Origin of the sequence: Nonomuraea salmonea, assembly GCF_042428605.1 — a bacterium.
In the GTDB taxonomy this organism is placed as follows: domain Bacteria; phylum Actinomycetota; class Actinomycetes; order Streptosporangiales; family Streptosporangiaceae; genus Nonomuraea; species Nonomuraea salmonea.
Genome location: NZ_JBHMCF010000039.1, coordinates 53347 through 72223 on the forward strand (window position 1 = coordinate 53347; position 18877 = coordinate 72223).

General features: G+C 59.7%; 13 protein-coding genes and 2 pseudogenes. 6 read left to right on the forward strand and 9 right to left on the reverse strand.

Annotated elements, in window-relative coordinates; genetic code table 11:
- The first annotated feature begins 53 nt into the window (after window positions 1-53).
- Window positions 54-440: a GntR family transcriptional regulator gene (locus ACFFR3_RS34870; RefSeq protein WP_379484519.1), complete on the forward strand. Its 387-nt coding sequence runs from the start codon at window positions 54-56 to the stop codon at window positions 438-440.
- 349 nt (window positions 441-789) lie between these two features.
- Here ACFFR3_RS34870 and ACFFR3_RS34875 read toward each other — a convergent pair whose 3' ends face one another.
- A complete protein-coding gene (locus ACFFR3_RS34875; RefSeq protein WP_379484520.1) occupies window positions 790-1110 on the reverse strand; it encodes a hypothetical protein in 321 nt (106 codons plus the stop codon).
- Between the two features lie 941 nt (window positions 1111-2051).
- Here ACFFR3_RS34875 and ACFFR3_RS34880 point away from each other — a divergent pair.
- Both ACFFR3_RS34880 and ACFFR3_RS34885 read left to right on the forward strand, forming a co-directional pair.
- Complete coding sequence (locus ACFFR3_RS34880) at window positions 2052-2309, forward strand: winged helix-turn-helix domain-containing protein (RefSeq protein ID WP_345390594.1); 258 nt, start codon at window positions 2052-2054, stop codon at window positions 2307-2309.
- Window positions 2310-3454: 1145 nt separating this feature from the next.
- Window positions 3455-4702 carry a GIY-YIG nuclease family protein gene (locus ACFFR3_RS34885; protein WP_379484521.1) on the forward strand — a complete coding sequence of 416 codons (1248 nt, stop codon included), beginning with the start codon at window positions 3455-3457 and terminating at the stop codon, window positions 4700-4702.
- Window positions 4703-4794: 92 nt separating this feature from the next.
- On the opposite strand, the gene ACFFR3_RS34890 is transcribed toward ACFFR3_RS34885, so the two are convergent.
- The 3 genes from ACFFR3_RS34890 to ACFFR3_RS34900 form a co-directional block, all read right to left on the reverse strand.
- Complete coding sequence (locus ACFFR3_RS34890) at window positions 4795-5754, reverse strand: hypothetical protein (RefSeq protein ID WP_512699783.1); 960 nt, start codon at window positions 5752-5754, stop codon at window positions 4795-4797.
- A 281-nt stretch (window positions 5755-6035) separates the two neighbouring features.
- Window positions 6036-7043 carry a DUF4928 family protein gene (locus ACFFR3_RS34895; protein ID WP_379484523.1) on the reverse strand — a complete coding sequence of 336 codons (1008 nt, stop codon included), beginning with the start codon at window positions 7041-7043 and terminating at the stop codon, window positions 6036-6038.
- A 62-nt stretch (window positions 7044-7105) separates the two neighbouring features.
- On the reverse strand, window positions 7106-8473 hold the full coding sequence (locus ACFFR3_RS34900) for a DNA cytosine methyltransferase (protein WP_379484524.1): 1368 nt from the start codon (window positions 8471-8473) through the stop codon (window positions 7106-7108).
- A gap of 63 nt (window positions 8474-8536) precedes the next feature.
- Between ACFFR3_RS34900 and ACFFR3_RS34905 the strand changes: the two genes are divergently transcribed.
- On the forward strand, window positions 8537-9004 hold the full coding sequence (locus ACFFR3_RS34905; protein ID WP_379484531.1) for a very short patch repair endonuclease: 468 nt from the start codon (window positions 8537-8539) through the stop codon (window positions 9002-9004).
- A gap of 125 nt (window positions 9005-9129) precedes the next feature.
- A pseudogene (locus ACFFR3_RS50270) lies at window positions 9130-10193 on the forward strand (transposase); the annotation flags it as partial.
- A 105-nt stretch (window positions 10194-10298) separates the two neighbouring features.
- On the opposite strand, the gene ACFFR3_RS34920 reads toward ACFFR3_RS50270, so the two are convergent.
- The 4 genes from ACFFR3_RS34920 to ACFFR3_RS34935 form a co-directional block, all read right to left on the reverse strand.
- Window positions 10299-13166, reverse strand: a complete 2868-nt coding sequence (locus ACFFR3_RS34920; protein ID WP_379484526.1) for a Z1 domain-containing protein — start codon at window positions 13164-13166, stop codon at window positions 10299-10301.
- The gene (locus ACFFR3_RS34925) at window positions 13163-13981 is read right to left on the reverse strand and encodes a PD-(D/E)XK motif protein (protein WP_379484527.1); all 819 of its coding nucleotides are present in this window, start codon (window positions 13979-13981) and stop codon (window positions 13163-13165) included. Before ACFFR3_RS34925 ends, ACFFR3_RS34920 begins: the two co-directional genes overlap by 4 nt.
- Before the next feature lie 170 nt (window positions 13982-14151).
- Window positions 14152-15585, reverse strand: a complete 1434-nt coding sequence (locus ACFFR3_RS34930; protein WP_379484528.1) for an ATP-binding protein — start codon at window positions 15583-15585, stop codon at window positions 14152-14154.
- Window positions 15586-15770: 185 nt separating this feature from the next.
- A complete protein-coding gene (locus tag ACFFR3_RS34935; protein ID WP_379484529.1) occupies window positions 15771-16097 on the reverse strand; it encodes a DUF2511 domain-containing protein in 327 nt (108 codons plus the stop codon).
- 211 nt (window positions 16098-16308) lie between these two features.
- Between ACFFR3_RS34935 and ACFFR3_RS34940 the strand changes: the two are divergent.
- Window positions 16309-17488: pseudogene (locus ACFFR3_RS34940) on the forward strand (IS3 family transposase).
- A 1014-nt stretch (window positions 17489-18502) separates the two neighbouring features.
- Here ACFFR3_RS34940 and ACFFR3_RS34945 read toward each other — a convergent pair.
- A partial coding sequence (locus tag ACFFR3_RS34945; protein ID WP_379484530.1) for a transposase occupies window positions 18503-18877 on the reverse strand: 375 nt, incomplete at its 5' end.

An 18877-nucleotide genomic window follows, 5' to 3' on the forward strand; every position in this document is an offset into this window, starting at 1 on the left:
TTCCCGAGAGATTGCCCAGAGACCTAGGCATCTAGAACCGCTACTGTGGAGGTATGGCAACCACCGACCGGCGCCGGCCATACCTGAGGATCGCCGAGGACATCAGGCGCGACATCGCATCAGGCCGGTACGCGGTCGGCGAGCGCCTCCCGGTGGCCCGCGAGCTGGCCGACCAGTACGGCGTCGCCATGATGACCATCGGCAACGCCCTGGCCGTCCTCCGCGACGAAGGACTCATCGAGACCCGTCAGGGCGCCGGCAGCTTCGTCAGCCGTACACCAGACGACGACACCACCGCCGACACCACCCCGGACGGGCACAGCGAAGAGTTCCGCATCATCTCCGAGCAGCTGCGCGAGATTCGCGAGCATGTGGAGAGCCTGACGATCAGGTTGGACGAGTTGGACGCTCGGACGCGTCCCGATCGAGACGAGAAGTGATCCTGCTCGCGTGACGCTGAAGCTCGACCAGGTCGGCCGCGATCTTCGCCAGTTCGCGCAGCAGGACCTGTCGTTCTATCTCACTTAGACCCACGAGTTACTACCCCGTTCGTGAAGGCAGGACGCCGAAGCGACCCCGGGTTACCTGACGGGTGGGGAGCGATCTCGCCGACCAGCTGGTGAGCCGCGCCGGCGAGGCTGAGCGTTGAGGCGGTGAGCCTCATGTCGAGGACGTGGTCGCCGATCGTCTCGGCGGGTGTGGTCCAGGAAGGCCGCTGGATGCCAGGCTCGTCTATCGGCGACTCCCCCGTTACCGCCGTCATCTCCTCCGGCCGGACACGAGGAAGCATCACTCGCCGCCCTTGAGACCGCCCTCTTCTACGTGGGTGAGCGTCGCGGATCGCGCCGCACGCATCTCCGCCGTAATGAACGAGTACGTCGCGCGACCTCGCCGGTCAGCGCACAGCTTTCTCCACCCCTCGGCTCTTGCCGGCACCTGGACGAACGACGACGAGAGGGGCGTTACCAGCTCCGCCTTCGAGATGATGTTGACCGTCGTGAATGCGCTCCACTGGTCACCGCCCGGCGATGAGGCGGAACGCGCTCGTGCGGCCGTAGCCTGATCCCGCACCGCCGGGACCAGTCGGTCCTTCGTGCTCGCGTCGAGCATCCCGGATCTTCCTCTCACAGCTCGACAACCGCAGAGACGCACGGTCGTGCGAACAGCGAGGACAGGACTTTGTAGGGCCAATCGCAACTCCTTGCCGCGAACTCGTGGACTCGCCTGAGTAACGGTTCAGCTACTTTCCGCGTTCCCTGGTTTTCGCAGCTCAGAGGCTCAGTCACGGATCAGAGGAGGACGCCCACCGCCCGCGATAGCAATCAAAGCCTGCTATTACCGGCATCTCTTCTCACGAACACGCGGCGATGAACAGTGCATATCGCCACAGATTCCTAGCGGTGCCGCTGCTGCCGTGATTCACATCACATCTGTCGGCGAGGCCGATCACGCATAGCCTTCAGCGTCAATTGGCTTCGCCGGCCATGAGCTTCTGCCAGAGAAGCTGCGCCTCGGAAACCCTCACCCATGGACTGTCCATGACGACCGTCGCAGGCCCCGTACGGTCGTAGCGCCGCACGAACCCCAGCCCGCCGGCTACGCACTGCTCGAAAACCACAGGCGAACAATCGCAGGTGTGAGCACGCACCCGGACACTGCTCGCCCGCTTCCGCTTCCGTTCCCACTGCACCGGAACCGCGTCTGCGCGAGACGGGCCAAAGTGCGCGCCGTGATACTCACCGAATGCGGCCACCAGGCCACCGCCCTTCGCGCCTTGCCCATGGCCGCGCTCGTCGATCCACGCCGCCAAGAGCCACGGTTGCCGAGAGGGCGTTGGTGAGCGAGCAGCGGACGTCAGCCGCGTAGCGCGCCCTCGCAGAGCCAGCCAGAGAGCGCGGGAGAAGCCCCACCCGGAGGGGCTCTCGACCGGCGCTCACCAACGCCATACTCCGAGGCTAGCAAGCCTGTAAGTACCTGTCTACTCCATGCAGGTCCATGAAACTGCGTGATCCGGAAAGAAGGGCCGTGAAACACCCTCCTACTCTCATACCGTGGCCAGATATGTCGAGCACACGCGCACCTGGGTCTTCGACGAGGACCGCTCCCGCTGGGAACAGATCCTCGAAGTCCTCGTGGAGCGCATCGACTCAGCCGAGTGGGGCCCAAAGTTCAAGATCTCCGAGGTCAAGCTCATGGAGGAGTTCGGAGTCTCCCGCCCCACCATACGTAAGGCCATGGAACGCCTGAGAGCCGCGGACAAGATCTACACCGTCCCCAACCTCGGCAGCTTCGTCAAAGCTTCCGACTAGGTCGGCGACAGCACCCGCAGCGACGGCCCTGAGGGTTGAGCAGCAGCGAAACAGCTGCCCAGACGGCTACACCATCGAGCAGTGATCCGCCGACAACAGGCCAAGGAACCGCAGGTCAAAGCCATAGAACAGCCGGGATCAAGATCACTGGATGAGTACTTTCTTCACGTCTTTCAAGGCCGCCCGCCTACGGCGGCCGGCGCGTGAGGCGGTCTGCTGGCCGCGCTGCGGCTCTTCGGCCGGTCGCGGCCAGAACCGCCCACGCTTTCGGTAGCTGCACCAAGCAGCTGACCGTCTACGGCTATTCGAGGCGCGCTTCAACGATCAGGTGACAGGACAGCTGCAATCGTCCTGTTCGACATGTCCATGGCTACCGAGCATGCCGAGCGATTGAGGCCGTGACGATCGCCGACTTCGGCACTCGCCGTCCGTGGTCAGGGCGATCGGCTGCCGCGGACCTACTTCGTCGGTCCTTGCCATCGAACGACGGTGCTGGCCAAGTAGCTCTCCTGACCGAAGATCGCGAAGGGTGCCGGTGGCCATGCTGAAGGGACGTAACCTGTCCATGCGATGAATCAAGGAGGCGGGGGCAGTTGGCTCGGGGAACGAAGCCGGGGCGCATCATCCCGCTTGTTCATCTCCGCGAACACCGCAGGCAGCACTCGCAAGATCTCGACGCATTGCTCAGCCGTCGCGTCTTTCATAGCGAGTTCCGCGATTTCCTTGTGCTGCTTGTAACGAAAGCGCCAGCGGAGGTACGCCAACAAGCCAGTCAAGAGAGTGGTAGCAGGGATCAACCACTGGAGGATCACAGGCATCCGGTTCCGCCTCCTGCGCACCTCACCGCACCACCAAGAGCCGGACCGCCCCGACGAAAACTCCTAGCGACTTCGCGTGCGCACCGCTTGCTGCCCATGCCCATGGCAGCAGTCTCCACCAGCCGCACGAAACAATCCACTGTTGAAACGAATCGAAACGAAACGGCATGCTATGGGCACGACCCCCCTTGAAACTGCGGAGCGAATAGTCCCAGCTAGAGGCAGCCGTCACGTGATCGTTTCGCATCATTCGCGATCGTTCTCACTATGTTGTTATGCTTGGCCAGCCAGGAGCCGCTACCCTTTCGCGATGCAGAGGAGGTGCCTGTGAAGCCCAAACCCGTGCTGCCGCCCTCAGTCCAGGAGTTCGCCGAACGGCTTCGAAACCTTCACATCAGATCCGGGGCCCCGTCATACAAGAAGATCCAGAAAGCGGCTGACCAACACGGAGAGCATCCCCTGACTCCAAGCACCGTCTCCTTCGTGCTGAACGGGCACCGTATGCCCGGCCTAGACTTCACGATTTCATTCGTTCGAACTCTGATTCGACTCTCGGACCAGGCCTACGCAGACGATCATGTAGACCCTGCTGATGCAAACCATCCACTGGTCAAGGAGTGGAGAGAACGATGGGAACAAACGCAGCAGCTGGTAAGGGCGCAACTTAAGCCTGCAGGGGTGGACAGCGGCACAAGGGAGCTAGACAGAGTCCGTGGTGCCGTCCTAAGGCGGGACAAGCCACGACTACCCGATTCCATCGCTCCCGGCGCCGCAGCTGAAGAGCTTGTTCTCGGGGACCATGACGGACCAGCGTCGACCGACCTGCTCCAGAGTCAACCTCTCGAAAATAGAGTCTCCGTCCGACCAACAAAAGACGATCTCTTGCCGCCCCAAATTCGTTCATTCCGAGCACTGCTGAACCAAGCACTGTCAGCCACAGATGAGCAAGGGCGAGTTTGGGCGAAAGCACGAGTAGGCTGCTACGTCTTCTACGACTACGACGGCGAACCGCTTTATGTGGGCCAGACCAACGAAGCGCTTGGGACTCGTGTTCGCAGGCATCTCACCTTGCAACGTACCGATGCAGTAGCAATGCGTCTATTCGACGTGCAAGACGTTGCCGAGCTAGAGCTGTGGCCTCTATGGCACCTCGAGAATGCGCCGAGGATGGATCCCAGCGCGCGTCACGAACTCGACAGCCTAGAACGCGCTGTGCACTTGAAGGCCATCAGCGAGAGCCGTTTTCACATACTACTGAACGAAAGGCTCCCACCAGCTGGTGAGATCCTCCCCTTGCCACCATCTCGCCGCTTCGCGCTGGTGGATGAAAACATGCGAAGAGAAAAAGGGCATGCCGACGTCCGAATCGCACGACAAGCCGCCAATATCGCATACTTGTCCGCAAGGATACTGGAGCGAGGCGAAGCTAGCGAAGGCGTCCGTCGAAACCTGCTCGTTCAAGCTATACGCCTGACACATTTTGCCGCGACGAGGCTCGCCTACGCCACTGGCCGACCAGATCCATCCACTCGATGGATTGAGAGCCAGGAACTCTTTAGGCTTCTACACAAGTAAACCGCCCACCCGGGAATAAGGCACTTTCAGCGGCGTAGGTTTCGAAGCTCAATACAATGCCGATAATTCGGCTGACGGGATTCTTCTCCCCACTACTCCACCATATGGCCGCTTTGAAATACCACCGTCCGATGCCATGCGAAATATTTTTCTCGGGTGGGCGACCACCACGGCGTTGTGCGACCAGAGAGCCTGCCCGTAACATGGTTGAGCAGCGAGGGGGCTGTCCTAATCACATCACTAATCATAATTAGACCGCCTTCGCCTACTCCTACATAGCCCAACTCGTACAATACATCGCACCCCAACAGGCATGCGAGCATGCCCACATTGGCAAGATCTCTGCGCTCAAGATTACTGCAGTCCTTGCGGCGTTTGATATGGGCAGCAACTAGCATTTGAGGAGGAAGATCATATCCGCACAACGCACAAGTGCCGAACTGAACAGACGTGGGCAATAAAAGCATTCGAAGATTGGCCTGCTCGCCCCTCCTCGGCGCTCGGCCTAGCCTCTCCAGAACACCCAAAAAAGTTAATGACGGACTGACCGATGACCCGGGAAGGTTCTTAACACCGTCCGTCATATGAGCTAACGGCGGTTCGGCAAGATCTCTTTCAAGAGAAGCCGCATCTTGAGGCATGTACCCGGGAACATGGAGAAGCATCTTTATACGCTTCTGACGATTACCATCACCGTGGCTACCAACTCCCTTCTGTCTGCGCTTCATCTCCACAAAAACCTCCCCCAGGCTCGGCAGGTCCAACAAATGGACCCGGCCATCGAGAAGCCTCCGATCATGCTCCGGAGTACCCAGCCTTCGCGTGGCTCGTGAATCCACAAGAGCGTCCGTAATAGTGGCATTGAGATCGCGTAGACGGCTAAGAAGCAATATGAGAGCGGTGTCGTACTCTGCATTACGGGGCTGATCTTGGGGCGCATCCTTCGCCGGCGCGCCTCCACTGCTTTCTAGGTAGAGCGCCAAACCTTGCGGTTCTGACCTCATAAGAAAGATCGCGTTGACAGCTCTACCGAAATCATCTACCGGCCGCATCTGGCATCCACATCAACGCATCGACTCAACTTGCGATTCATAGATCCACCCCTAGCGCGCCACACAGAAGAAGAGCGACGCTGCCTCGGCCACTCCAGCACGAACTGTTTCGCTGCTCCTCGAAGCGCAACATCTTCCCACGAAGGTTGCATCCGAAGCTATACCTGTGACTGCCAGGGCGACTTTCCATCCTGACCCATCGCCGACAGAAGGCGAGGATCCTTCTGGACACTTGAGCAAATGCATAAACTTTCGCCGTACCGGCGATACAGAGACTAAGTTCAGAGATTCTCAGGGATCTCTACCTGAAGCGAGTGATCAGCCTCAGCTTTCTGAATTCGCCCGTTGTATTCTTCAAGTAGAATGCGCAGCTGCGTGCGAATTCCGCTCTTCGAAAACCCCGCTACCTCCTCTACGTTCGTTCCTACGAAATCTTCTATTGACTGAATCGCGATGCGCTCCGCAAAGCCGAGAATGTTAGCCATCTGAACGGCTGCAGCAAGCGCGTTCTCCGGGACAAGAACACGCGAGCGGAATCCTTGTGTCAGGTTATGTGCGCAGCGCTCTGCGAAAAGTCTTTCGCTCGGAGACATCGTCACATGAATAGCTGTGTCTCCAACCTGAAAGTCCCCGGCTCTACCCGTCTGAACATCAGCCGTCGTGTAGCTCTCGACATTGATACGCTCGGACGGAAACCTTATTTGCAGCTTCGCGCCAACAAGGTGCTGAGCAATAGCTCCGGCCGTAGTGCCGCCGCGCTCGCGTCCCGCTTGCATTAGGTTGGCCACCGTGGTACGTATTGAATTTTCAGGGTTGATCTCTGCGCTAATTTTCTGTTTCTCGAAATAATCATCACGCACTCGATCCACGAACCATTTTTGAAGGACGAAAGCGAGCGCTTTTCGCTCTGAGCCGGAGAACGAAGCAAGGCCTTCGGCCATACCTGACGCGTTGATAATCTCCGCTAGCTTATCGGCATGCCGAATAGTAAAGCGAGACGTCCTTCCGCCCTCGCGTGTGAATTTCCTCGTCTCACCGTGTTGAGCGAGCAGGCTTTTCGCTTTTGCCCCACTTGCCCCTTTAACCTGAGATTCAGCTGCGTATACCGCAGGAGTTAATGGAAAAGCTGTGGCGAGGAACTCTGTGATGTACATACCTGCGCACATTACATTCGAGTCGACGACTCCTCTTTTACGCTGACTTTCATACCAGGGTGCAATGGTGGCAAGCATCGCAACTGCTACTGCTTCCACATGTGGAGGGACATCACCGACGTCGAGCTTCACCATATTCGTCCCCATCGACGTTTATGCATACAGCAAGGTTCGTGTTGATTAGCACTGGCTTTAGCTCAGATGGCCAACTTACGCTCTCGCTCGTACTCGCTCCGCTCCTCCTCTTCGAGCAACGAAAGCTGTGTTACACGACCTTTCGTGATACTCCCATCACTCAGCTCGTGCAGGCTTACTGCCTGCCTAGCGGGACGAAGCAAAGAAAGGAGGCTTGGGGATGAATCATCTCGCTGAAGCTGGCCCGAAAGAAGGGGGCCAAGATAGTTCGAGGCGAGCCACTTAACCACGTCGACACAGACAGCGTCGCCAAAGCCCATGATCGACTGATTGCGCTTACCCGGCAGCACATAATCACCTGCGCCCATAAGCTTGGCATACTCACTGGCCGTCATCCAGCGGACTTGAAGAGGTACTCCCTTCTCGATCCGCACTACCGCCTGCTTCGATGAGCCACCGCGTGCAGTACGCAAACAGCCAGCGATATCGTCGGGGCGGACTTCCCATGCCGGCTTTCCACCGCGCGTCCGCCGGTACGCAGTGCGGTATTCGACTCGATCAGTGCTGCTGAGCAGCTCAATACGTGCGCGTTGGATTTCTGATAGCTCCGAGCAGAACTTCTCAGTGCGAACCTCATCCCACCATTCAACGCCTGGTGCGGTGTCAGAATCGACGATGCTGGACCAGCCACCAGTCAACAGCTCAGGTGGCTCGGGAATAAGGGCACGCTGAGTATGGAGCGCTGAATCATCTAGTACCGGGTCTAGCCAGCTAGGCCGGAGCTGCGTATTGCGGCGATCATCCTGGTCAAGCACTCTATGGGTACTAGCAATCAAAAATAGTCGAGGTCGCGACTGCGGTACGAAACGCCTTGCATCAAGTGTCAAGACGTCCACCCAGTAGCCCAACTTATTAAGTTTGCGCACCGCCACTTTGATGTCCTTGCCTCCACGGCTCGTGGCGAAGCCGTTGACGTTCTCCAGAGCGACGACTGGAGGCTTATCGTCTCCGAGCGAGGCAAGAATCTTGGCGAAATGCCAAAAGGTTACCGAATGGTCGCCTTTGAGGCCTTCGCGTCCTCCAGCAAGGGAAAGGTCAGTACAAGGGAACGACGCCCACGCGAGATCAAGGGACCTAGGTACGGCGAAGCGATCGATATCCTTAGCTACCTTCCGAATGTCAACCATCTGGTAGTGCTCAGGAGGATCTTCTTGGAAGTGGCCCTTGTAGGTTTTGACCTTGCCTTCGTCCAAGTCGTTCGCCCAGACCACTCGGAAGTTCGTGTTTTCGGCTGTCTCTAGCCCCACGCGCGCCAGGCCGATCCCCGCGAAGAACTCAGCAACGGCGTACGACCCGGTCGCTTCTTCGTGCTGTAGCGTCCTCCCAGGAGTCTCCTGGCTGGTCATGGCAACAGCTGGCTCATCAGACACAGCTCAGATACTAGGCCACTGCCATTGATCACGTCACGGCCCGACCAGCCTCGTCCGCTCGACATGCCAAGGCCTTATCGTTGTGGCGTGGGAAGCAGCCAAGCATCTTGGGCGTCCTCCGAGGCCGTCCGGGCGAGCATGAAGGCGAATCGCAGCCGGGATACCAGACCCGAACTAGCTCTACGTCGTGCTGTGCATGCCCTTGGGCTGCGCTATCGCGTCGCATCACGCCCGTTGCCTGAGCTCCGGCGTACTGCCGACATGGTCTTCACCAAGGCCAAGGTAGCAATCTTCATGGATGGATGCTTCTGGCATGGGTGCCCTGAGCACCACACAAGCGCCGTCCGCAACAGTGACTACTGGGCCCAAAAGGTCGCCAGAAACCGGGCGAGAGATGCGGATACCGACCAGCGACTACGTAGAGCCGGCTGGGTACCCATCAGGATCTGGGAGCATGAGGATCCGAACGCAGCTGCCCTTAAGATCCAGGCGCTGGTCAGAGCCAGAAGGACGCAGAACCCGAGCAACTAACGCGTCGCGTCCGAGATGCGGGGCAAAGTTGACGAGCGTAGCTTGCTGTGCTGAACCGTCGAAAGGCCGCACCAGGTAAGGACCTATGCTCGTGCCACGAGCACACACAACCGCCTGTCCAGGCCATCCGCGCCGAGACCGGTACCCTATTCACCGAAGGGCGTGACGTGGTCGAGGTCATCGAGGCCGTCGCCCCTCTCGGTGCCCGCCTGATCATCCAGACCGCCGTCGAAGCCGAGGTGGACGCCCTCCTCGGCCGCTCCCGCTACCAGCGCACCGCCATCGGGAGCCACGAGGAGGCCCTGATGCGCCCCGGTTGACACTGCCCGACCATCATCAAGACCACCTCTGGGCCGATCGCCATTGCCCGCCCCAAGCTGCGCGGCACCACCCAGAAATGCGCCTCCCGTCTATTCGGCACCGACGTCACCCGCACCCCCGCTCTCAAGACCCTCGTGATCGCTTCCTTCGTCCGCGGCCTGTTCGTCCGTGACGTCGAAGGCGCCCTGGCCGCTGCCGGATCTGAGTCCATCGACGTCTGGCATGATTCCCTGACCGACCTGGCCGACCGTAGCCTGCGCCCACCTCTGCTGGCCATCTCCGATGGCGCGCCCGGCCTATCAGCGACGCCGAACAGGTCTTCTCCCGCTCGCTGCGCCAGCGGTCTCTCATGCATCGCGCCAGACACGTGCTGGCCAAGGTCAGCGCCGGCGACCAGGCCGTAGGGAAGGCCGCCTACTGTCAGATCTTCACCTCAGCGACCCTGGTGACGACGTCACGGCCGGGCAGCAGCTCGTGGACTGGGTCCAGCAGCGCATCGACGCCTTCGCCGACACCTGGGCCAGCCGGTATCCGGCAGCGGTCAAATGCCTGCTCACTGACCGCCAGGGCCTGACCACCAACCTGTGCTTTCCACTCGAACACCACAGACGCGTGCGGCACTCCAACTTCATCGAGCGCACCTTCGGCGAGACCCGCCGCCGCGTCAAGGTCATCGGGCGCTTCCCCAGCGGAACTGCGTCTCCCTGGTTTGGACCGTCCTTGACCGAGCCGCCCGCTGCTGGCGCGGCTCCACCCATACCAGCAACGTCCTGCGCATCCTGCACGACCTCCGCCAAGCCCTGCACGACCCGCCCACTAGCTCCACCCGGCCGGCGACCCAGCCCTGGCCCCGTCAGCGAAGCCGCCTAAGACCCCTTCACGGCGCCTACCGCGTCGAGCTTTACCCCGCTCCGAAGACGCAACCGAGAGTAGTAGCTGACGCGACCAACCAAGAGCACCTGAGGATGACGAATCATACGGGTGAGTCGACAATAGCGGCAGAAGGCCGGCTGCTGTCCTTGGTCGTAAAAGTCACCAAGGGCCCATCATTGGGAAGTGCAGCAGTAGGAACGACCATGCGAAAGGCCATAACGACTTCTCCGGGGTCGACTTCCCCAGCGACGATTCTAGGAGCCTTATCCTTCGCAATCATCGGATACAGCAGAAGGGCCCCACGCCTGGACTTGGACGCGGGTTTCGGTGGCCGAGCAACCTTCTCGGCATCGGCTCTGCCGAACAACGTTGACCGCCCTTCGAGAATCCCATTAGGCGCTGCCCGGCGATGGAGACTGAACGGCCCTAGGCCTAGGACGTTGGCTTTATACTCGTCAGACTTAAGCTGTGGCAGGAATATCTGCCAGTCTTCAATATGCTCATCCTCTAGAGTATTCAGCCATGCAAGGTCTGCGTTGAAGGAGGTCGCATTGGACCATCGCAGACGGTTGAACATCTCCAGCAGTTGACGGTGGGAGTAAAGGCAGGCCCAGGCCTCGTGGCCGTCCCGATCCTGGCTCAGCGCGACCCGTCCCCGCGCGATCGCCCGCGCTAGAACCGGGCGGAATTGTTCGACGTTGTGTAGAATATCAGCCCTATCTGACAAGTTGGGATAGCCCGAACGTGGCTCCTTATTGGGAGTCCGGCGCTCAGCGAGCACCTTGTTGTAACTTTTGTTTGCGGCGGTTGGTTTGATCCTGGGCAGGTGAGAGCCAACCAAGGGCGGCACATCCTGAGGGGTCACTTGTGGCTTCCCACCAACAGGAGCAGCGTATTGCCTCAGTTCAGAGCGAAAGAACTCTTCGTCGCGGACTATTGCTTCGAAACCTTCGTAGAGCTCGACTGTGGTGTAGAGACGGACCAGGTCCTGGTAATTTTGCCGAAAGCCAAACCAGCGGCCCATTTGCATCATGGTGTCCGCCTGCTTGGCAACACGCGTGTAGTACGAAACAGTGAGGCCCTCGACGGTGAAACCACGAGCGAGCTTGTTTCCGCCGACAAGAATGCGCCAGACATGATCCGTGGTGTCGAAGTCAAGTTTCTCCTGGTCAGATTCGATCTTATCGCTGTTGACAATCAGGACCGGGCTCCGAGTGCCACCGATGCGAGCGATAGCCTTGGGCAGGTATGGCAGAATCTCATCGAACGAGTTCGGCGTAGGGATATCGCCAGCCCGAACACGGCTGACGGGACCGAGGTCTTTATCGAACAGGCCACGAAGGCGTGTGTAGGCCGTTGCAGAGTAGTAGCCCGACTTATTCCATAGATCGGTGATGCGGTCTGCTAGCTCCTTGTGGGCTGCAGTTCGCATTCCTTCGTGAACGAGCATCGTATGATGCCGGAACGCCTTAGTTCCGCGCGCTTCTCTGTACAGCTTAATGGCTCCTGAAAGCACGAACGCGTCTAGAGCCTCCAGCAAAGCTTTATTTTCTTTTTCGTACTGGCCGGAGACAAACCGGACATGAGCCTTTTGAACGGAGTTGGCGAAGGTGCGCTCCACTTGATCAAAGTCAATGTCGATATCATGAAAATCGGAAGCGCCCATGTATCCGGGCGGTCGCTGTAGCGAGATGAGAAAGTCTTTAGGGAAGATATCTTCCGCATCCCTAGGGTCGACAAACACGTTGGCGAAAGGCGTTGCGGTGTAGCCGACATACTGCGCACGCGGCAGAAGATTGAGTAGCTCGGATACCAGCCTATTGATCGCCGAACGAACCTTTTGGCCTTCTTCCCACTTCTTCGGATTGCTAGTATTGATCGAAGCCTGGTCGGACTCGTCGTCGATGATCAGTGTAGGGATCTCACTCACCCGTGCTTTTATGCGCTTCAGATCCATAACCAGACTTCTCAGAACTGAGCCGTTCTTCTTGACGACCGCAATGCGCGCGTCACCATGAAACAGATTCTCGGGATCATAGTAGGGAAGGCTTTTCTCCCGCTTCGGAAAATCGAGAGCAGCGATTCCCTGCTGCAGACTTTTATACTCGGACCGGTATGTGGTCAGCCTGTCGATCCCCGGCTTTCCTGCATCGGCAGGAACTACACCCAGTCGTACGAATTTCCCGCTCATCCATTCGGGGTCGTCCTGATAATCAACTTGGTCAAGGAGTTCTGCGTCATTAGGCGAAACTCCGCCAAGAATATTTTCGACTCCGATTAGTTCCTTGTCGAGACGCCGCTGCGTTTGAGCACGAAGGAGATCGGTCGTTCCGGTGAGCACGATGACCAGCCGATAGCCGGCATCGACAGCCTTCGCAATGACGCCTGTGAAGTTGGCTGTCTTGCCACTCTGCACGTAGCCGACGACTAGGCCCTTCGACTGGTACGCCTCCTGGCGCGTGGGCTCAGCTAGACGCCCGACCACTTCGCTCGTGGCATGATCCAGGTGCCGAACTGCATCGGCGCTCCAATCCTGGGCTAGAAGCAAACCGTGGTAGTTGTCCCAGTAGAAGCCCCGCTCTCTGCGAAGCTCATCCGTATACCACGGCTCCCAAGAGTCTGCGATGATTATATCGCCGTCGCGACCCGCAATAGGGAATTCCTCATGGAACAGCGCGATGGTCTCAGCATCAATCTTGAGCAGCTTATAGATTAGCTCCCTCCTGGCCACGGTACGTGGCTCGGTGCCTTCGGCCCAGACTGCATCGACGACATAATCCCAGGTGGCTAAGGCAAGCTGGAGTCGCTTCCTCAGCCTGTCGTCTGGGCCGGCGTTGCTGAGGTATTCCCGCAGCGCTTCGTCTCCGGCGCTTTCAGTCACCATCGTGGCTGCCAGATGCAGATTCCGCGGTGCCGTGGCCTCAAGCATGGCAAGCGCACCGAGGTACGCCTCGGCAATGGGGTTCATAGATCTTCTTCTCCATAGCGAAGAGCTTGAGCGAGGAAGGCAGGAACTGGGTCAGGTAGACGGTTGGAAAGATCGATCCTATACTTGACCGCGGAGAGCTGAGCAAGATTGATTTGAACCCCTCCAAGCCCCATTGGGGTAAGGCGCGGGAAATCACCACTGACCTCATAGACTCGAGGCTTATCTCTCAGCCGCCATAAAGTCCGGGTGTTCGGTTCGTATTGGTCCTGCCACCCGGACCGCTGCAAGCGAGCTTCAAAGGCGTTTCTCGCCTCTCCCATTCCAAGGAGTTCGCGTACGCCACCCACCAAAGCTGGCAGAGTGTTTCCATCACCAGGACCCGCCTTCGTGATCTGGAAGGACACAAGAAGGAGCGGCTGGCTCGGGTTGGGGACAAGCTGTGTGAGCGATCCAATCCAGTGCATCCGCAGGTCGGATGCAGTTGTCTTCACTTCAAGGTCAACACCCTCGAGTGCGAAGTCGTGCTCTTCCCCATCCGCACCCAGCCAGGCGGTAACGGCCTCGGTGTGATCGAATGTGTATAGGAGCCCTCTTAGAAGCAGCAGCTCGCCGAATAGCCCCACTTCCTGTTCCCTCGGCAGGGTATCCTCCCGTTCGAGGAGGCGCCCAAGGCTGCGCAACGTTTCCTGTAGGGCGACTTCCAGACTGTGCCCGTCTAGCTGAATTCGGTCTGCAACTGCCAGCAAAAACGGATAGGCGGCCAGGAAGAGTCGCTTCTCCGTGACGAGCAGGTCAAGATATCGCCTTCCACTTGAGCATGCTGCCTTAACATGAAAATGCTCAAGGCCGGTCACTGGCACAGCCTGGGCTGGCTTCCTTGGCACCCGAAGCCCGATGGCCGGGCGCTCCGGGTCAATCAAGAAATGCAGGCGTGGCTCGCCCTTCACTGGATACTCAAGCGGGACGCCACTGTCAAGGTACTCTTCGAAGCTACTGGCACTCAGGTGGCGATTGTTTGAGGGCGTCATTTCTCACTCTTAGCAGCCGCAGTGAGGATCTCTTGCCAGAGTTCCAAGTTGTCCTTATCTTTAGGACCGAGCCGCTCTCCCTGAAACATCTCCTCGAACTGCAAATAGAGAAGCGCCTTCACGAGTGGGGCGTCGTTGAGCCCCCCACGCCGGTTTCCTAGGAGCGCGCTCCGGTAAACTTCATTGATCCACAGCGTGCGCTGCTCTCGGTCGACTTCGAAGAAGTTCTCGCTGCCGAGTCGCTTCCAACGGACGTCTAGAGGATGATCGTTTTCGTGCGTGAAAGGAACCTCCACGCCTATGGACCTACGCACCATAGGCGCAAAACCCTTCCCGGGAGGAATCATCGCACGACGCTCCCGCCTACGCTTGCGCGAATCTTGGAAAACTCGTTCCGCATCCTCCAAGTAAATTGGGAACGTCGTGCCGTCTTTTGCAATCGCACTTTCGGCTACGCGCTTAAAATCCGAACCCACGATCACTCGTGATTTCTCAGGATTCATTCTAAAAAGGCTTGTAACATCACCATCAATGTGAAGCTCAACCCTGGCAACTTGAAGTCGTTTTGCCAGTCCCGCGATCCCGCCCCAGTCCCCACCGGCTTGGAGGAGTCGATCACGTCGGTATACGAAAAGGCCTTGTCGTCGTTCGGGAGCATCCGCGAGCTTAAACTCGATTGAACTCGAACGCCCCGGCCAGAGGTGGCAGGTAAAACCGATCTCTGCCCCCTCGTGATATGCTACTAATTTCTTAGGGTACCCCGCCAGCGCTGGACGCTTGTAACCGAATGGGTTTAGCGGGGCCACTTCGAATGGTGGACTTACCTGCTCTAGGTCCGCATCCTCTACATCGAGAAGGATCGAGACAGTTCCATGCTCGATGAGGCGATGGAACACGAGCCCGAGATGGTTTTGAACGTTCTGAGTGGTGACACTAATGAACTCTTCCACTCGTTCTGGTTCGCGGGTGAGCGGGAATCCGAACACATCGTCCCAGCGAATGAGAGTCCCTGTACCCGTCTGGGGGATGCCCCATTCTCGTTCGAATTCTTCGCAAGCAAAGTCGTCGGAGACGATCTCGGCCATGAAATTCTGATTGTCCAACAATAGACGCCGGCCTACTGGGCCATAGCCCACCGCACGGGCAATAACTGTCAGCGCGCGCGCCTGACTGAAGGACGCGGACTGCAACCCGATGCCGAAATGGCCGAGATCCTTCGATCCGTATGCGCGCTGACCTCCCACTGTCATAGCCGTATCTATGAAAGAGGGGGACATGCCTTTACCATTGTCGATCACATAAAGGCTGCGCAGCCGTCCTTTCTTACGGACAAGGCGGATGAGAACACAGGTCGCACCAGCATCGATCGAATTGTCCACCAGATCGGCTAGGGCGGTCTCTAGCGAATGGTTGCGGCCAAGCCCTTCCATCGCACGAGGGTCAGGAAGAAGCTGCACCGTCCCACTTGTGGGCACAGACTCCTGCCACCCTGACATTGCCGCGCTCCTCCGCCTCGACTTGTCCCGTTCCATAGGCTCTCACAGCAAGCAGCTTCGGCACCACTCAACCAGATAAGATCGGGTGCGGTCATTGGGGGACCCGGCTCTGATCCTGTCTAGGGGCGGCATAGATCGAGAGCGGCGTCAATCAGCGGGCCAATACTGATCTTGGCGCCGTCGATGCCCGGATCATCGGCCCACACCGGATCCGGCCGGGGCAACCCTTCATTCAGGGCGTTGCCATTGAGGCCATACGTGGTGCCATCAACGATTAGCTTGGCCTGCGCAGCGACGCGCGGACCGTCGCAACGAACTTGAGCGCTATCTGTGGTAAGCGGCCAGTTCTTGCCGAACTCAATCCTGGTAACTGTACGAACGTTGTCCGGCGAGGCACCGCCACTCGGGTAATCAGGTGGGGAAAGCCCGCATGAAGCTAAGGCCAAGAAGGGAACTATGGACACTAGTCCAGGACGCATAGGCGCTCCCAGCATTGCCAGCAGACATCTGCAAAATAACGGTACACTCCCTGCGAGCTCGTCGCAGCGATCCATGAGGCTTAGTCGCGGCTGGACCGCCTAGTGAGTGTGTGAGGTGCCTAGCAGATTCCGGACAGTCGGCTACATAAGCTGACAGAAGTCTGGGAGAGGTAAGTACGTGGCAAGGCGTCGCAGGCAGTTCTCGCCGGAGTTCAAGGAAGAAGCCGTCCGCATGGTGCTGGAGGGCGAGCGTACGGTCGCGTCGGTGGCGCGCGAGTTCGACATCAACGCCAGCACCCTGGGCAGCTGGGTGAATCGGCATCGGATCGCGAGTGCTCAGGAGGGGTCGCAGCGGCCGCTCTCGGGGCCGGAGCGGGCCCGGATCCGGGAGCCGGAGCGGGAGAACGCCGAGCTGCGCGAGAAGTTGATCTTCTTGAAAAAGCGGCCGCCTTTTTCGCGTCCGAGACTCGATGACGCTCGCCAAGTACGAGCTCATCGACGCGGAGAAGGCCCGTCACTCGATCGTGAAGATGTGTGCCTGGCTGCAGGTATCGCGCTCGGGCTACTACGATTGGCGTGACCGGCCGGCCTCGGCCACCGCGCAACGCCGGACTCTGCTGGCCGCGCTGGTCGCCGAGGTCTTCGCCGGCTCGCACGAGACCTACGGCTATCGGCGGGTGCACGCGGCCCTGGCCCGCCGCGGTGAGTACTGCTCGGCCGAGCTGGTCCGCGCCCTGATGCGCGAACAGGGCCTGATCCCCGCCCAGGTGCGGGCGTTCCGGCCGGCCACCACCCTCCAGGGTGACTTCCGCGGCATCCCCGACCTGGTCGGTCGTGACTTCACCGCCGAGCGGCCGGGCGCCAAGCTGGTCGGCGACGTCACCTACATCCGCACCTGGGAGGGTTTCCTCTACCTGGCCACCGTGATCGACTGCCACAGCAAGGCGGTGCTGGGCTGGGCGATGGCCGACCACTACCGCACCGAACTGGTCGCCGACGCGATCCGGATGGCCGCCGGCACCGGCCTGCTCCAGAGCGGTGCCGTGTTCCACAGCGACCGCGGCTCGAACCACTACACCAGTGATGAGTTCGGCCGGTTCCTGACCGGCCTGGACATCCGCCGCTCGGTCGGCCGCACAGGCGTCTGCTGAGACAACGCGATGGCCGAGTCGTTCTTCTCCGCGCTGAAGAACGAGTGGCTGCACCGCTTCGTTTTCACCACCCGGGCCAAGGCGAAAAGCCAGGTCATCCGCTATATCGAAGGGTTCTACAACCGCCGGCGCCTGCACTCAGCGCTCGGCTACCGACCGCCCCTGGAGGTCCTCAACGAGGCCCTTTCAGCCCAAAGGGCCGCATAGGCTGTACTCATAACACGGCTGTCCGGAATCACCAGAGCCCCTCAGTGGAAAAGATTGTGCACCTGTCTGAACCGAGCAAGACCATCGCAGGCCCGTGCAGTCAATCCGTGTCAGCGCTGCGGCTGTCTGTCGAGAACCCGCTCGCCTCTCCCAACGAGACCGCGTTCGCGGTGGTCACCGCCGAGCGCGTGTGCCACCCCAGCTGACGCAGCCCCTGCTCCTCGGAGATCAAGTCCTGGCAGCACAGCCAGCCGGCACTGACCCGCAATCTGGCCGACGCCGGATCACGGCGGGTCGAGATGCCCGTAGCGTATGAGCTCCCGCTGGCCAGCAAGCGCATCGACGTCGTCCTCGCCGAATACCTCCACGCATCGGCAGCGACTCATATGTCGTGGGTGAACGTAAACAATGGAGCCACACCGTCCGAGTTGGACGAGCATCTGGTCATCGTAGACGGCTTGCCGGGCGGCGAGCGGCTCAACCCCGCCGGGCAATCCGCCAATACTGCGAATGTATGCGCGGCTTCCTCGGGCGCTGCAGGGCAACTTGGACGCCGTCTACAGCGCCATGCACCTCCACAACGCCATAGACCTGGACATCGACGGCTTGCCCTACCAAGTTTGCGACGAATGCAGCAGCTTGTTCATGACAACGGCGCGGCGAGTTCCTCGGCTACCTGAGCGAAACGCCTCGCGGACACGTCCGACGCCGCCGATCGCCTCCTGCGCAGCGCGCTCGTCCCAAGCAAGCAGGTCATGACCTACTTCTCCGTGGACAGCGCTAACCGTTGCTACGGAGCACGCCGCCTCAGTGGCCGCCGCGCGGCCTCCTGGCGACCCGCTGATGGACCTATGGGCAGGTGTCTCCTTGCCAGTGAGTAACGCTGAGGCTGGTCTTATAAATACGGGGACGTTCGGGGGATGATCTTTCACATGGCCTGAACAGCGCCATGTATCTGCGCAGGTCAGAGCACATCACTGGACCGTACAGCCCTCACTCTCCTAAGACGATGACTCATTTGGTGAGTCGGCGGTAGCAGATGAGGGCTGCGGCGATGGCGGCGAAGGCCGCGAAGTGGGCGGCCCGGCGTTCATAGCGGCGGTGTAAGCGGCGGTAGCCGGCCAGCCACGAAACCGTTCGCTCCACCACCCAGCGATGGCGTCCCAGACGTTGACTGGACTCAACTCCGCGCCGGGCGATGCGGGGGATGATGCCCCGGCCGCGCAGGAAGGCGCGCAGGTGCGGGTAGTCGTAGCCCTTGTCCCCGTGGAGCTTGCCGGGCCGCCGCCGTCGGGGGCCGTGGCGGGAACGGATCGGCGGAATCGACCTCACCAGCGGTTCTAGCGCCAGGCTGTCGTGGACGTTGGCGGCGCTGATCGCGACAGCAAG

Coding starts and splice junctions, on each gene's coding strand:
- ACFFR3_RS34890 (WP_512699783.1), bottom strand. CDS start 5,754: ATGCGGCCGGTAGATGATTTCGGTAGAGCTGTCAACGCGATCTTTCTT.
- ACFFR3_RS34920 (WP_379484526.1), bottom strand. CDS start 13,166: ATGAACCCCATTGCCGAGGCGTACCTCGGTGCGCTTGCCATGCTTGAG.
- ACFFR3_RS34930 (WP_379484528.1), bottom strand. CDS start 15,585: ATGGAAGGGCTTGGCCGCAACCATTCGCTAGAGACCGCCCTAGCCGAT.
- ACFFR3_RS34870 (WP_379484519.1), top strand. CDS start 54: ATGGCAACCACCGACCGGCGCCGGCCATACCTGAGGATCGCCGAGGAC.
- ACFFR3_RS34895 (WP_379484523.1), bottom strand. CDS start 7,043: ATGGTGAAGCTCGACGTCGGTGATGTCCCTCCACATGTGGAAGCAGTA.
- ACFFR3_RS34875 (WP_379484520.1), bottom strand. CDS start 1,110: ATGCTCGACGCGAGCACGAAGGACCGACTGGTCCCGGCGGTGCGGGAT.
- ACFFR3_RS34905 (WP_379484531.1), top strand. CDS start 8,537: ATGCCAAGGCCTTATCGTTGTGGCGTGGGAAGCAGCCAAGCATCTTGG.